This is a genomic window from Nocardioides sp. L-11A, assembly GCA_029961745.1.
Lineage (GTDB): Bacteria > Actinomycetota > Actinomycetes > Propionibacteriales > Nocardioidaceae > Nocardioides.
In genome coordinates this window covers 4,309,276-4,322,610 of the sequence record CP124680.1, presented here as the reverse complement: position 1 = coordinate 4,322,610, position 13,335 = coordinate 4,309,276, and the positions used below count along the sequence as shown (strand labels likewise).

At 74.7% G+C, this 13,335-nt stretch carries 12 protein-coding genes; 11 read left to right on the top strand and 1 reads right to left on the bottom strand.

All coding sequences use genetic code 11. The features are described from left to right. Positions 1-47: 47 nt before the first annotated feature. From QJ852_20775 to QJ852_20725, 11 genes are all read left to right on the top strand, one after another. Complete coding sequence (locus QJ852_20775; GenBank protein WGX95576.1) at positions 48-1,895, top strand: glycosyl hydrolase family 18 protein; 1,848 nt, start codon at positions 48-50, stop codon at positions 1,893-1,895. A gap of 26 nt (positions 1,896-1,921) precedes the next feature. Then, a complete protein-coding gene (locus QJ852_20770) occupies positions 1,922-3,358 on the top strand; it encodes an NAD(P)H-hydrate dehydratase (protein ID WGX95575.1) in 1,437 nt (478 codons plus the stop codon). A gap of 15 nt (positions 3,359-3,373) precedes the next feature. Further along, on the top strand, positions 3,374-4,549 hold the full coding sequence (alr, locus tag QJ852_20765) for an alanine racemase (protein ID WGX95574.1): 1,176 nt from the start codon (positions 3,374-3,376) through the stop codon (positions 4,547-4,549). Then, positions 4,546-5,670: an alpha/beta hydrolase gene (locus QJ852_20760; GenBank protein ID WGX95573.1), complete on the top strand. Its 1,125-nt coding sequence runs from the start codon at positions 4,546-4,548 to the stop codon at positions 5,668-5,670. The genes alr and QJ852_20760 overlap by 4 nt, the downstream gene beginning before the upstream one ends. Beyond that, a complete protein-coding gene (tsaE, locus tag QJ852_20755) occupies positions 5,667-6,629 on the top strand; it encodes a tRNA (adenosine(37)-N6)-threonylcarbamoyltransferase complex ATPase subunit type 1 TsaE (GenBank protein WGX95572.1) in 963 nt (320 codons plus the stop codon). Before QJ852_20760 ends, tsaE begins: the two co-directional genes overlap by 4 nt. A gap of 179 nt (positions 6,630-6,808) precedes the next feature. After that, a complete protein-coding gene (locus QJ852_20750; protein WGX95571.1) occupies positions 6,809-7,714 on the top strand; it encodes a glycoside hydrolase family 16 protein in 906 nt (301 codons plus the stop codon). A 191-nt stretch (positions 7,715-7,905) separates the two neighbouring features. Continuing rightward, positions 7,906-9,069 carry a glycoside hydrolase family 16 protein gene (locus tag QJ852_20745; GenBank protein ID WGX95570.1) on the top strand — a complete coding sequence of 388 codons (1,164 nt, stop codon included), beginning with the start codon at positions 7,906-7,908 and terminating at the stop codon, positions 9,067-9,069. Positions 9,070-9,093: 24 nt separating this feature from the next. After that, positions 9,094-9,717 carry a tRNA (adenosine(37)-N6)-threonylcarbamoyltransferase complex dimerization subunit type 1 TsaB gene (gene tsaB, locus QJ852_20740; protein ID WGX95569.1) on the top strand — a complete coding sequence of 208 codons (624 nt, stop codon included), beginning with the start codon at positions 9,094-9,096 and terminating at the stop codon, positions 9,715-9,717. 10 nt (positions 9,718-9,727) lie between these two features. After that, the gene (rimI, locus tag QJ852_20735) at positions 9,728-10,192 is read left to right on the top strand and encodes a ribosomal protein S18-alanine N-acetyltransferase (protein ID WGX95568.1); all 465 of its coding nucleotides are present in this window, start codon (positions 9,728-9,730) and stop codon (positions 10,190-10,192) included. After that, positions 10,189-11,250, top strand: a complete 1,062-nt coding sequence (tsaD, locus tag QJ852_20730; GenBank protein ID WGX95567.1) for a tRNA (adenosine(37)-N6)-threonylcarbamoyltransferase complex transferase subunit TsaD — start codon at positions 10,189-10,191, stop codon at positions 11,248-11,250. Before rimI ends, tsaD begins: the two co-directional genes overlap by 4 nt. A 4-nt stretch (positions 11,251-11,254) precedes the next feature. Then, positions 11,255-12,148: an oxygenase MpaB family protein gene (locus QJ852_20725; GenBank protein WGX95566.1), complete on the top strand. Its 894-nt coding sequence runs from the start codon at positions 11,255-11,257 to the stop codon at positions 12,146-12,148. 7 nt (positions 12,149-12,155) lie between these two features. On the opposite strand, the gene QJ852_20720 is transcribed toward QJ852_20725, so the two are convergent. Continuing rightward, positions 12,156-13,331 carry a class I SAM-dependent methyltransferase gene (locus QJ852_20720; GenBank protein ID WGX95565.1) on the bottom strand — a complete coding sequence of 392 codons (1,176 nt, stop codon included), beginning with the start codon at positions 13,329-13,331 and terminating at the stop codon, positions 12,156-12,158. Between the last annotated feature and the right edge of the window lie 4 nt (positions 13,332-13,335).

Genomic DNA, 13,335 nt, shown 5'->3' with positions numbered 1-13,335 from the left:
GACCCGTGCCTCTGTCGACCGGGCCGGCGCGCGCGTCAGGGTGAAGGGTGAGCAGAGCCCTTCACCCGTCCCCGCGCTGCCGTGTCGTCGCGCTCCTGACCTGCCTCGTCGTGTGCCTCGTGGTCTCCCTCGGCCTGGCGGCTCCCGTCCCGACGGCGCAGAGCGTGCGACCGGGGCCGCGTCCGACGCTGACCGGCCCGGCCGAGGCGGTCGCGCCGGGCGTCCCGGTGCGGCTGCGGGGGAGGGCGGCGCCCCGGTCGAGGGTCGTGCTGCAGCGCAGGGAGGGCCGACGCTGGGCGAAGGTCAACCGCCAGCGCGCCACCGGGACCGGTCGCTTCGCCTTCCGGATCACGCCTGCCGCCGACGCCTCCTACCGGGTGAGCGTGCGCGGTCGGCACTCCCGGGTCGTCCGCGTGCGGCTGGCGCCAGCCGTCGTCGGCCCGCGGACCGCCGCGGTGTCCGCCCCCACCTCCACCGACCCGCACACCCGGCTGCCGGTGTCCGCGACCTTCACACCTGCCCGGCCGGGCAGCCCCGTGGCGCTCGAGGCCCTGACCGACGGGGGTTGGCGGCGGGTCGGCGACGGGGTGGAGGACGGCGCGGGCAGAACCGTCCTGCTCGCGACCCCACGGACCACGACGACGTACCGCGTGGTCGGGGTCGGCGCGACGTCGGAACCGACCACGATCGCCGTCCGTCCGGCGCGGACCATGCCGTGGGTCACCGGCTACTACGCCGGCTGGTTCTGGGACCAGGAGTACGGACCCGACGAGGTCGAGATGGGCGACCTGACGCACTTCGTGTTCGGCCGGGTGGCGCCCGGCGGCGGCTCGCTCGACGGCGCGCCCGGCGAGATCGTGCCTGGCGCGGGCTCTGCGCACGATCCCGCGGCCTCGCCCTACCCGGGCACCACGGTGGAGGACCACCTCGTCCGGAAGGCCCACGCGGCCGGTGTCGAGGCGCTGCTCATGCTCGGCGGTGACGGCTTCGACGGGCGCGGGTTCGTCGCGTCCACGGCCGACGCGGTGCGGTCCCGCTTCGTGCGCAACGTCGTGGACTACCTCGTCGCGCACGACTACGACGGCGTCGACGTCGACTGGGAGAACTGCCTGGGCGGCGAGGCCTGGGAGTGCGGCGTCGACATCACCACCGAGGAAGCCGTACGGCGCCTGAGGGCGCTGATCGTGGAGGTGCGGGCCGAGATGGCCACCCGGCCGCGCTACCGGACCGACCCCGGCCTGGTCACCTTCCCCGGGTACGCGGTGAAGACCAACGAGCTCCGCGACGGCGAGGTGGCCGACTGGCAGGCCGAGCTGCCCTGGCTGGTCGACCAGTACAACCTGATGTCGTACGGCATCGGCACGACCTGGAACGGCGCCGGATGGGAGTCGTGGTTCTCCGGTGCGCTCGACGACGAGGGCCCGGCCCGTCCGGTGAGCATCGACAGCAGCATCGACGCCTACGAGCTCTCGGGTGCGCCTCGGGAGAAGATCGGGATGGGCATCGGCTTCTACGGCATCTACTTCGGCCCCGGCATCACCGGACCGCGCCAGTCCACGAAGGACAACGACGTCTACGAGACCAACGACGCCGCCCTGTCCTGGACCAGGCTGAAGGAGCTCGGCTACCTGTCCCACGGCGTCGAGCACTGGGACGCGGCCGCGTCGTCGACGTACCGCACCTACGCGGGCGGCTACGTGCCGTCGGCCGACCCGGGGCTGAAGCCGGCCGGGTTCCTCTCCTACGAGGACGAGAGGTCGATCGCGGCGAAGGCGGCCTACGCGCGCGCCGGCGGTGCCGGTGGCACCATCGTGTGGACACTCAACTACGGCGACGACCCCGACGGCGGCAACCCGTTGCTCGACGCGGTGGGGACGCACTTCCTGGATCGTTGAGCCGCACGCCGTGCCAGAGTGGGGGTGTGATCCGCGCCCACACCGTCGAGCAGGTCCGTGCGGCCGAGGCCACGCTGCTGGCCGCGCTCCCCGAGGGGGCACTGATGCAACGCGCCGCCGCCGGGTTGGGGTACGCCGTCCTCGACCTCCTCGGCTCCGCGTACGGACGCCGGGTGCTGCTGCTCGTCGGATCGGGCGACAACGGCGGCGACGCGCTGTATGCCGGTGCGCTGCTCGCCCGCCGCGGCGTCCAGGTGGAGGCCTGGCTGCTCTCCGACGCAGCCCATCGCGGTGGCCTCGACGCGCTCCGAGCCGCCGGCGGGCGTGCCGTGCCATGGGCGTCGATTGGGCAGAGACTGCATGCTCCGACCCCGGAATTGCGCGGTTTGGTCCCCAACCGCAACAGGTTCGACGTGGTGGTGGACGGGATCGTCGGCATCGGCGGGCGCCCGGGGCTGCGGCCGGAGGCCGTCGCGGCGCTGGCGCACGTGGCCGGGATCCCGGTGGTCGCCGTCGACGTCCCGTCGGGCGTCGACGTCGACACCGGGCGGATCGACGGGCCGCACGTCACCGCCGACCTCACCGTCACCTTCGGCACCCACCAGGTCTGCCATCTGGTCGACCCCGCCGCGCGAGCCTGCGGCGCGGTCCATCTGGTCGACATCGGCCTCGACCTGCCCGCCGCGCCGGTGGAGGCTCTCCAGGCCGCCGACGTCGCCGCGCTGCTCCCGCGCCCGGCACCCGACGCGCACAAGTACACCCGCGGCGTGGTCGGGGTCCGCGCCGGGTCGGCCGCCTATCCCGGCGCCGCGCTGCTCAGCGTGGCGGGCGCGGCCTGCGGACTGGCGGGCATGGTCCGCTACGACGGCGACCCGGTCGCCCTCGACCTGGTCCGGGCCGCGCACCCCGAGGTGGTCGGCCCGGGCCGCGTCCAGGCATGGGTGGTCGGCTCCGGGAGTGACGCGGGCGCCGAGGACGCCGTGCGCCGCTCGGTCGCCGACGGCGTCCCGCTGGTTCTCGATGCGGACGCCCTGGCCTTCGCCGGCCTGGCCCGGGGGCGCCCGGCGGTCCTCACGCCCCACGCCGGCGAGCTGGCCCGGATGCTCGACGTCGACCGCGCCGAGGTCGAGGCCGACTGGCTCGAGCACGCCGGCCGCGCCGCCCGCACCCACGACGCCGTGGTGCTCCTCAAGGGGCGCCGCACCGTCGTGGCGCGGCCCGACGGCGCGGCGCGGGTCACCACGACCGGCACCCCGTGGCTGGCCACGGCCGGCGCGGGCGACGTGCTCGGCGGCGTCGTCGGCGCACTGCTCGCCACCGGCCTCACGCCGTACGACGCGGCGTCGGTCGGCTCCTGGCTGCACGGCGCCGCCGCCACCCTCGCGGCCCGGCACGGCCCGATCGTCGCCGGCGACGTCGCGGCGGCCCTTCCGGCCCTGCTCGCACGTCTCACCACCCCCTGATGGGACGATGGGACCATGGCCTCGACCATGTCCCGCCCACCGCTCGGCCCCGCCCGGATCGTCGTCGACCTGGCGGCCATCCGAGCCAACGCGCGGTTGCTGCGCGCGACCGCCGGCGTCCCGCTGGTCGCCGTCGTCAAGGCCGACGGCTACGGCCACGGAGCGCTGGCGAGCGCGCGGGCCGCGCAGCAGGGTGGGGCGGACTGGATCGGCACGGCCACCGTCGAGGAGGCGCTCGCGTTGCGGGCCGGCGGGATCGAGGGACCGCTGCTGTGCTGGATCGGCGGGCCGGAGGCCGACTACGCCGCGGCGGCCGCCGCCGGGATCGACGTCAGCGCCCACAGCGTCGGGCAGCTCGATGCCATGGCCGCAGCCTTCGCCGGCCGCACCGAGCCCGCGCGGGTCCAGCTCAAGCTCGACACCGGCATGTCCCGCGCCGGCGCCGGCCGTGGCGAGTGGGCGGCGCTGTTCGCCCGCGCCGCCGCGGGCGAGGCAGCGGGCACCTGGCGGATCACCGGGATCTGGACCCACCCGGCCTGCGCCGACGAGCCCGAGCACCCCGCCAACGACCGCCAGGAGCAAGCCTTCCGCGAGGCCCTCGCGCTCGCCGGCGAGCACGGCCTGCGCCCCGAGCTGCGGCACTTCGCCAACTCCGCGGCCGCGCTGCTGCGCCCGAGCGCCCGCTTCGACGCGGTCCGCTGTGGCATCGCCCTCTACGGCCTGGACCCCGCACCCGGACAGGCCACCGACATCGGGCTGGTGCCCGCCATGACCGTCCACGCGCCCCTCGCCCTGGTCAAGGACCTCGCTCCCGGCGACGCGGTGTCCTACGGCCACCGCTGGGTCGCCGAGCACGCCACGACCGTGGGCCTGGTCCCCGTGGGCTACGGCGAGGGCATCCCCCGACATGCGTCGTCCCCGGGCGCTCCCCAGCAGGCCACCGTCGGCATCGACGGCAAGCTGCGCCCGGTCCGCGGCACCATCTGCATGGACCAGTTCGTCGTCGACCTCGGCGGCGACCGGCCCGAGCCCGGTAGCGACGTGGTCGTCCTGGGCCCGCGCGGTGCCGGCGGGCCGACCGCCCAGGACTGGGCGGAGGCGGCGGGCACCATCAACTACGAGATCGTGACCCGGATCGGCGGCCGGATGACGCGCACCTACCTCCACGAGCTCGACGAGCAGGGCGCGTGAGCCGCCGGGGCCGGATCATCGGGTCGCTCGCCGGCGCGCTCGGCGTCGCCGCGGCCGGTACGGCGGCCGTCGGGATCCGGCGCCAGCAGCGGGCGATCAGCCGGCGCGCCGGCGAGGAGATCCCCTTCGGGACGCTGCGCTCCGCGCCGGTGACCGTGGTGGCCGACGACGGCCTTCCGCTGCACGTCGAGATCGACGAGGTCGAGTCCGCGACGCCGGGTCGGTCGGCGGGTCGGTCGGCGGGTCGGTCGGCTGGAGGGTCGGTGCGGAGGGCGAAGGGGCACCCGCCGGCCGTCACCGTCGTCTTCGTCCACGGCTTCTGCCTGAACCTCGACTGCTGGCACTTCCAGCGCGCGGCGTACCGCGGCCTGGTCCGCGCGGTCTACTACGACCAACGCTCCCACGGTCGCTCCGGCAACTCCGACCGCGCCCACTCCACCATCGAGCAGCTCGGGCGCGACCTGCACCGGGTGATCGAGGCGGTCGCGCCCGACGGTCCCGTGGTACTCGTCGGCCACTCGATGGGTGGGATGTCGATCGTCGCGTTCGCCGAGCAGTACCCCGAGCTGATCGGCCCCCGGGTCGTCGGGATCGGGCTGATCTCGACGACCGCCGGTGGCCTCGACCCGACCCGGATCCTGCTCCCGATGGTGCCCGCCCGCCTCGCCGGGCCGGTCGCCAGGGGCGTCGTCCGCACCCTGCACCTCGGCCATCGCGCGGTCGACTCGGTGCGCCGGGCCGGCGGCTCGGTGGCCACCGTCGCCACCGACCGGTTCGCGTTCGGCGGCGACGTGCCCCGCGGATACGTCGAGTTCGTCGACCAGATGCTGGCCGCCACGCCGTTCGAGGTGCTCGCCGACTTCTTCCCCCACTTCGCCGGGCTCGACAAGTTCGACTTCGTCGAGGTGCTGGGCCGGGTCCCGACCTCGGTCATCTGCGGCACCGCCGATCGGCTGACCTCGATCGGCCACTCCCGCAAGCTGCAGTCCCGGATCCCCGGGTCCCGGCTCCTCGAGTGCGAAGGGGCGGGGCACATGGTGCTGATGGAGCGCCACGAGCTGGTCAACGCCGAGCTCGACCAGCTGATCACCGCCGCGTCCGCGAGGGCAGCCGCCCGATGAGCCTCGAGACCCGGCGCGTCGGCCCCGAGGCCGCCGCGGACGTGCTGGCCGTCGTCAGGGCCGCGTTCGCCGGCCGCCCTCCACTCGACCCGCCCGCTGACGCCCTGGCCGAGACCGAGGGGTCCATCGCCGCCATGTTGGCGCCGGGCGGCGGACTCCTCGTGCTCGACGACGGGCGGCCGGTGGGCGCTGTGGTCCTCGACCCGGTCGGCGAGCAGGGCGAGACCGTCTACCTGCGCCGCTTCGGCATCGACCCGGCCGCCCGCGGTCGGGGACTGGCCCGTGACCTGGTCCGCTCCGGGCTGCTGGAGGCGGCTCGCGGCGGGGCACGCCGGGTCGTGATCCTGGCCCGTCAGGAGCTGCCCCGTACCGCCGGATTCTGGCGTGACATGGGCTTCGTCGAGACGGCCCGGCACGCGCCGTACGTCGAGATGGCGCGCCCGGCGCCCGTCCTCCTCGACGTGGCGAGCGCCACCGCGATGCGCGAGCTCGGCCGGCGCGTGGCCGCGCGCCTGACCCGCGGCGACGTGCTCGTCCTCAGCGGGGAGCTCGGCGCCGGGAAGACCACCTTCACCCAGGGGCTCGGCGAAGGGCTCGGCGTCCGGGGCCAGGTCACCTCGCCGACCTTCGTCATCGCCCGGGTGCACCCGTCCCTGGGGGATGGTCCCGAGCTGGTCCACGTCGACGCCTACCGCCTCGGTGGCCGCGCCGAGCTCGACGACCTCGACCTCGACACCGACCTCGACGAGGCCGTGACGGTGGTCGAGTGGGGGACCGGGCTCGCCGAGGGGCTGGCCGAGGCCCGGCTCGAGGTCCGGATCACCCGTGCGACCGGAGAGGCGGCGGACGACACCGGCGACGCGACCGATGACCCCGGCGGCGACCCCGAGGCGGACCCGCGCGTCGTCGAGATCGACGCCGTCGGCGCCCGCTGGCTCGACGCGGATCTCGCGCTCTAGCACACCCGCGCCACAGCTGTCACCAGCCACGTCGTACGACCTCGACGCCCGACCGGGGCATCTCAATCGCGACTGGAACTGGTTCCAGTCGACCCACTTCTTCCCCTAAGGTCCGGGTGAGCCCACCCGCGACGGTCGCGGTGGACGAAGCGCAGGGGGATCTGAGGGACATGGGGATCATGGGGATCAAACGTGTGCTGTCACTGGCCGCGGCGGTGCTGTTGCTGCTCGGCCTCCAGGTGCAGGCGATGCCGGAGACCAGGGCGGCAGCCCCGGTCGCCACGGCGGGGGCGGTCGCGACCGCCGTCGCCTCGGGCGACGCCTGCGGGCCGCGGGTCCGCCGCCCGAACCTGATCGGCTTCTACAAATGCTCCTTCGTCGACGAGTTCGACGGCACCACGCTCAACAGCCAGTACTGGCACGTCATGGACGGGCCGAGCGGCAGCCTGGCGTGCAACCTCGACAACCCGCAGACGGTGTCGGTGGGCTCGGGGGTCCTCCGGCTCACGGCCCGGCCCTCGGGCGGCGCCGCGACCTGCCCGCAGCGGGCGGACGGCACCCGGGCGCCGTACGCGACCGGCGCGGTCAACACCTTCTGGAAGTGGAGCCAGCAGTACGGCCGGTTCGAGGCCCGGATGAAGTCCGACGTCGCGCGCGGACCGGGGGCGCACGAGGCGTTCTGGCTGTGGCCCGACACCCGCTACAGCAGCGACGCGTTCTGGCCCGCCTCCGGCGAGATCGACATCGTCGAGACCTATGCGGCCTACCCGGACCTGGCGATCCCGTTCCTGCACTACTCGTGGAACGACAACGGTGGGGCCCGGCACGGCCTCAACACCGCCTGGAACTGCGCCGCGACCCGCGGACAGTGGCACACCTACGCGCTGGAGTGGACGGCGTACAAGCTGATCATCAAGGTCGACGGCAAGACCTGCCTGATCAACACCGACGGCGCGTCGAGCTTCCGCAAGCGCTTCATCATGGCGTTCTCGCAGCTGATCAGCGACTCCGGCGTCAACAAGATCGCCAGCTCCTCGGTGCTGCCCTCGACGCTCGAGGTCGACTACGTGAAGGTGTGGCAGTGAACACGCGATGCTGAGCGACGATCACCGATATGGGTGATGGCCGGCGGGTGACCGATCGGCCAGCGTGGTCCCGGGACGAACGTCCTGGGACCACTCGTCGTTTGGGGCCACAGAACCCGGCTGCACGGTGGTGCCGCGCGGGGGCGCTGTTTTCCTAGCGTCGTCCGCGAGACCACTCGACTGGGGGACCGATGGTGATGGTGCGCGCTCGGACGCTGACCGTGCTGGTGATGATGTGCCTGGTGGCATGGGGGCTGGCCACGCCCGCGGCCGAGGCCGGCAACCGCAAGGCGCCGGCGCTCGACAAGCCGCGGCAGGGCGGTGTGAGCCTCGTGTTCACCGGCAAGGCGCGGCCGCGAGCCGCCGTCCGGCTGCAGGTACGCGCCCGCGCCGGCTGGAAGGCGGTCGGCCGGGACCGTGCGTCGCGCCGGGGCACCTTCCGGATCACCCTGCGCTCCCCGGACCGCCCGCGGCACTACCGCGTCGTCTCCGACGGGCGCACCAGCCGGGCCCGCACGGTGGCCCCGGCCCCCGTCACGGAGCCGGCGGCGGAGCCGGCCGCCGCGAAGCCGAGGCCGAGCGATGCCTGCGGCACAGTGCCCGACCGGCCCGGCTGGGCCGGTGGCGGCAGCTATCAGTGCTCCTTCGTCGACCAGTTCGACGGCGACGCCCTCGACCGGGGCTCCTGGCACGTCATGGACGGCACCACCAGCGGTGCCGCGTGCATGGTCGACACGCCGGAGACCGTCGCGGTGAGCGGCGGCTCGCTGCGGCTCACCGCGCGCCCCGCCGACCGCGCCGACCAGTGCCCGCTGCGCAAGGACGGCACCCGGGCCTCCTATGTGACCGGGTCGGTCAACACGTTCTGGCGGTGGAGCCAGCAGTACGGCCGGTTCGAGGCCCGGATGAAGTCCCAGGCGGTGTCCTACGCCGGACCGCAGGAGGCGTTCTGGCTGTGGCCCGACACCCGCTACAGCTCGGACGCGACCTGGCCCGCCTCCGGCGAGATCGACATCGTCGAGAACTACGCGGCCTACCCGGACCTGGCGATCCCCTTCCTGCACTACACGTGGAACGACAACGGTGGCGCCCGGCACGGTCTCAACACCGCCTGGGACTGCCTGGCTCCGCGCGGGCAGTGGCACACCTACACGCTGGACTGGACCGCCGACCGCCTGACGATCTCGGTGGACGGCAGGACCTGCCTGACCAACACCGCCGGGGCCCCCAGCTTCCGCAAGCGCTTCATCATGAGCTTCTCCCAGCTGCTCAGCGGGAGCGGCGTCAACACCTTCCTCGGCGGCACCCGGGCGCCGACCACGCTCGAGGTCGACTACGTCAAGGTCTGGAAGTAGCGACCGCGACGGTAGCCTCGGGGCGTGCTGCTCGCCTTCGACACGGCCTCGCCGACGGTGACCGTCGCGCTCCACGACGGGACCGGCGTCGTCGCCGCGGCGACCTTCACCGAGGGGATGCGGCACGGCGAGCAGCTGGCGCCCCTGATCGAGCGGGTGCTCGCCGAGGCGGGCGCCCGCCCCGGCGAGCTGACCGGCCTCGCGGTCGGCGTCGGTCCGGGCCCGTTCACCGGGCTCCGGGTCGGCCTGGTCACGGCGCGCACGATGGCCCACGTGCTCGGCGTACCGGTCCACGGGGTGTGCTCGCTCGACGCCCTGGCCCTGGAGGCGGTCGCGGAGGGCACGGTGAGCGGCGACTTCGTGGTCGCGACCGACGCCCGGCGCAAGGAGGTCTACCGCGCGTCGTACGACGGCCGGGGGATGCGCCTGGACGAGGCTGTCGTCGACAAGCCGGACGTGCTCGCCACCGACGGCCCCGTCGTCGGGGAGGGTGCGCGCCTGTACCCCGACGCGTTCCCCGACGCCCGCGGCCCGCAGCGGCCGTCCGCAGCCTGGCTGGCGCGGGGTGTCGCCGAGGGGCGGGTCGCGGTGCTGCCGCCCGAGCCGCTCTACCTCCGCCGCCCCGACGCCGTCGCCCGGGCGCGATGAGTCGCCGTCCGTGAGCGAGCGCACCACCGTGCGAGCGGCGACCGAGGCCGACGTCGCCGCGATCGTCGCACTCGAGGCCGAGGCATTCCCGCTCGACCCCTGGTCGGCGAACCTGATCGGCGAGGGTGTCGCGGGCCTGCTGCCGACCGTCGGTCTCGTCGTCGCCGGGCACGACGGGAGGTTCGCCGGCTACGCCGTGGTCAGCGTGGTCGACGTGGACGCCGAGCTGCAGCGGATCGCGGTCCCGGTCCCGCTGCGCCGCGCCGGCGTCGCCACGGCCCTCCTGGAGGGCGTCCACGCCGTCGCGGCCCGGGGCGGGGCCACGAGGCTGCTGCTGGAGGTGCGCGAGGACAACACACCCGCCCGGCGGTTCTACGAACGGCACGGGTTCAGCGAGCTCGGGCAGCGGGCGCGCTACTACCGCGACGGCACCACCGCCCTCGTGCTGGCGACACCCGTCACAATGGTCCCGTGACCCGCGACGAACCCCTGGTGCTCGGCATCGAGACCTCGTGCGACGAGACCGGCGTCGGCATCGTCCGCGGCCAGACCCTGCTGGCCGATGCGGTGGCGAGCAGTGTCGAGGAGCACGCGCGCTTCGGCGGCGTCGTACCGGAGGTCGCGAGCCGGGCGCACCTCGAGGCGATGGTCCCGACCATCCAGCGGGCCTGCGACACCGCCGGGGTGGCCCTGGGCGACGTCGACGCGATCGCGGTGACCCACGGCCCCGGACTCGCCGGCGCGCTGCTGGTCGGCGTCGCCTCGGCCAAGGCGCTCGCGCTCTCGCTCGGCAAGCCGATCTACGGCGTCAACCATCTCGCCGCCCACGTCGCCGTCGACCAGCTGGAGCACGGACCACTGCCCGAGCCGTGCCTCGCGCTGCTCGTCTCCGGGGGCCATTCCAGCCTGCTCAAGGTCACCGACATCACCGGGTACGACGACGGCGTGGCTCCCCTGGGGGCGACCATCGACGACGCGGCCGGTGAGGCGTTCGACAAGGTCGCGCGCCTGCTCGGGCTGCCGTTCCCCGGCGGTCCCCACATCGACCGGGCCGCCCGCGAGGGCGACCAGGTCGCGATCGACTTCCCGCGCGGGCTCACCAGCCGCCGCGACCTGGAGCGGCACCGCTTCGACTTCTCCTTCTCGGGTCTCAAGACCGCGGTCGCCCGCTGGGTCGAGGCGCGGGAGCGCTCCGGCGAGCCGGTGCCGGTGGCCGACGTCGCGGCCTCCTTCCAGGAGGCGGTCTGCGACGTACTGGTCCGCAAGGCCCTCGACGCCGCCAGCGCCGAGGGCATCGAGGACCTGATGATCGGTGGCGGCGTCGCTGCGAACTCCCGCCTGCGTGCGCTCGCGGAGGAGCGTGCGGGGCGGCTCGGGATCCGGGTCCGGGTGCCGCGCCCGGGCCTGTGCACCGACAACGGGGCGATGGTGGCGGCCCTCGGCGCGACCATGGTCGAGCGGGGGCGGGCGCCGTCCGCGCTCGACCTTCCTGCCGATTCCAGCCTCCCGGTGACCGAGGTCCTGGCAGGCTGAGGCGATGGACAGCGCGCGCGGCGGCGACGGGTACTTCCCCGAGGGGTCGATGCTGCGTTTCGTGCAGTCGCACCGCGCGGTCGGGCAGACCTACGGCCAGCGGGCGCTGATCATCGGCGCCACCCACCCGGTGCCCTACGTCGGCACCTCCCAGTCCACGCTCGCCAAGGAGCGCCCCTTCGAGCGGCTGGCCCGCACCGCGCTCGCCTTCGAGACCATCTTCTTCGCCCCGCGGGCCGAGGCCGACCGGCTGCTCGCCGCCGTCCACGACCTGCACACCCGGGTCCGGGGCGAGCTCGCCCAGGACGAGGGCTCCTTCGCCCGCGGCACGCCGTACGACGCCTTCGACCCCGAGCTCATGCTCTGGACCATGGCGATGCTGGCGGACTCCTCCCGGGTCGCCTTCGAGACCCTGGTGCGGCCGTTGAGCGCGGGGGAGAAGGAGGACCTGTGGGCCGACTGGGTCCGGTTCGGCGAGCTGTTCGGCATGCCGCGCTCGGTGGCGCCCGCGACGGCCACGGACTTCGAGCGCTGGATGGCTGACTGGTTCGCGTCCGGGCGGATGCACCTCACGCAGGAGGCCCGCGCCGTCGGCCGGGCCATCGCCCGCGACATGCCGGTGCCGCCGGTGGCCCGTCCGGGCGTCACGGTGACCAACCTGCTCGTGGTCGGGATGCTGCCGCCCGAGGTGCGCCGGCTCTACGGCCTGCCGTGGACGCCGGCCCACGCGCTGGCCTGGCGCGGCGCCACCGCCTTCGCGCGGACCTCACGCCACGCCCTGCCGGCCCGGGTGCGGCGCGGCGACAATGCGGACCTGCACAAGACGGTCATCCGCAGCGAGCGGGCCGTGCTGGCCCGCGGCGGGCGCACCATGGACCTGCCGGGCCCGGGCCGGTGAGGCCGGCTCAGAAGGGCGCCACCAGGAGCGCGGTGCCCTCGCCGGCCACGCGGGTCAGCACGATCGTCGCCTCGGCGTCGCCGTGAAGTGAGAGCCGCTGGCGCAGCGTCTCGGGGGAGACGTCGACGCCCCGCTTCTTGACGGTCAGCCGGCCGATGCCTCGCTCGCGCAGGGCGGCCTTGAGCTGCTTCTCCCGGTAGGGGAGGGTCTCGAGGACCCGGTAGCCGCGGGCGAAGGGCGTGCGGAACGGCTGGTCCGCGGTGACATAGGCGATCTTCGGGTCGACCAGGCCGCCACCCACGCCCGCCGCGACCCCGGTCACGAGACCGGCGCGGATCACGGCTCCGTCGGGCTCGTAGAGATAGTCGCCGACCGCCCGCACCCCGACCGCGCCGATGCCCGGGTCGTCCTCGTCGGTGAGCGTGGCCAGGCCGCCCGCGCCGATCACGGTCGCGCGGCGGGCCACGGTGGCGGTCCGCCCGGCCCACAGCGCGGCCTCCTTGACCTCTCCGTCGTCGCTGACCCACTCGGCCTCGACACCGGCGGGCACCAGCGTGTGGGGGATGCCGGGCGCGACCTTCACGCACGCGTCCCGGCCGAGCAGCTCCTCGACCCAGGACCACGGCGGGCTCCAGTCCTCGACCCGGAAGCTGCGTCCCGCGCCCGAGCGGCGGGCCGGATCGGCGAAGGCGAGGTCGAAGCCGCGGTGGTCGACCGTCGTCGCGTCGGCGACCTGGACGGCGCCCGGCAGGCCCAGCACGGTGAGGTTCGCCTGGGCGACGGCCACCCGGACCGGGTCGAGGTCGACGCCGGCGCACACGAGGCCCGCCTCGGCGGCCGCGACGAGGTCGCCGCCGATCCCGCAGCCCAGGTCGACCAGGGTCCGTGCCCCGAACGCCGTCGCCCGACCTGCCCGGTGCCGGGCGACCCGGAGCCGGGTCGCCTGCTCCAGCGCGTCGGGGGTGAAGTACATCCGCTGTGCCAGGTCGCCGAACTTCGCGACCGCTCGTCCGCGCAGCTCCACCTGGGTGAGCGCCGTCGCCGCCCGCTCCGGCGTCGTCGTACGACGCAGCGCGGAGCCGGCGGCGAGCGGAGCGGCGCCCTCGGCGACCAGGGCCGCGGCCTCGGCGAGCAGCGCCTGCCCCTCGTCGGTCAGCAGCCACCGGAAGTCGTCGAGATCCACGTCC

Excerpts from the sequence above, each read along its gene's own strand:
- alr (WGX95574.1), top strand. The coding sequence starts at position 3,374 with ATGGCCTCGACCATGTCCCGCCCACCGCTCGGCCCCGCCCGGATCGTC.
- tsaE (WGX95572.1), top strand. The coding sequence starts at position 5,667 with ATGAGCCTCGAGACCCGGCGCGTCGGCCCCGAGGCCGCCGCGGACGTG.
- QJ852_20750 (WGX95571.1), top strand. The coding sequence starts at position 6,809 with ATGGGGATCAAACGTGTGCTGTCACTGGCCGCGGCGGTGCTGTTGCTG.
- QJ852_20745 (WGX95570.1), top strand. The coding sequence starts at position 7,906 with ATGGTGATGGTGCGCGCTCGGACGCTGACCGTGCTGGTGATGATGTGC.
- QJ852_20725 (WGX95566.1), top strand. The coding sequence starts at position 11,255 with ATGGACAGCGCGCGCGGCGGCGACGGGTACTTCCCCGAGGGGTCGATG.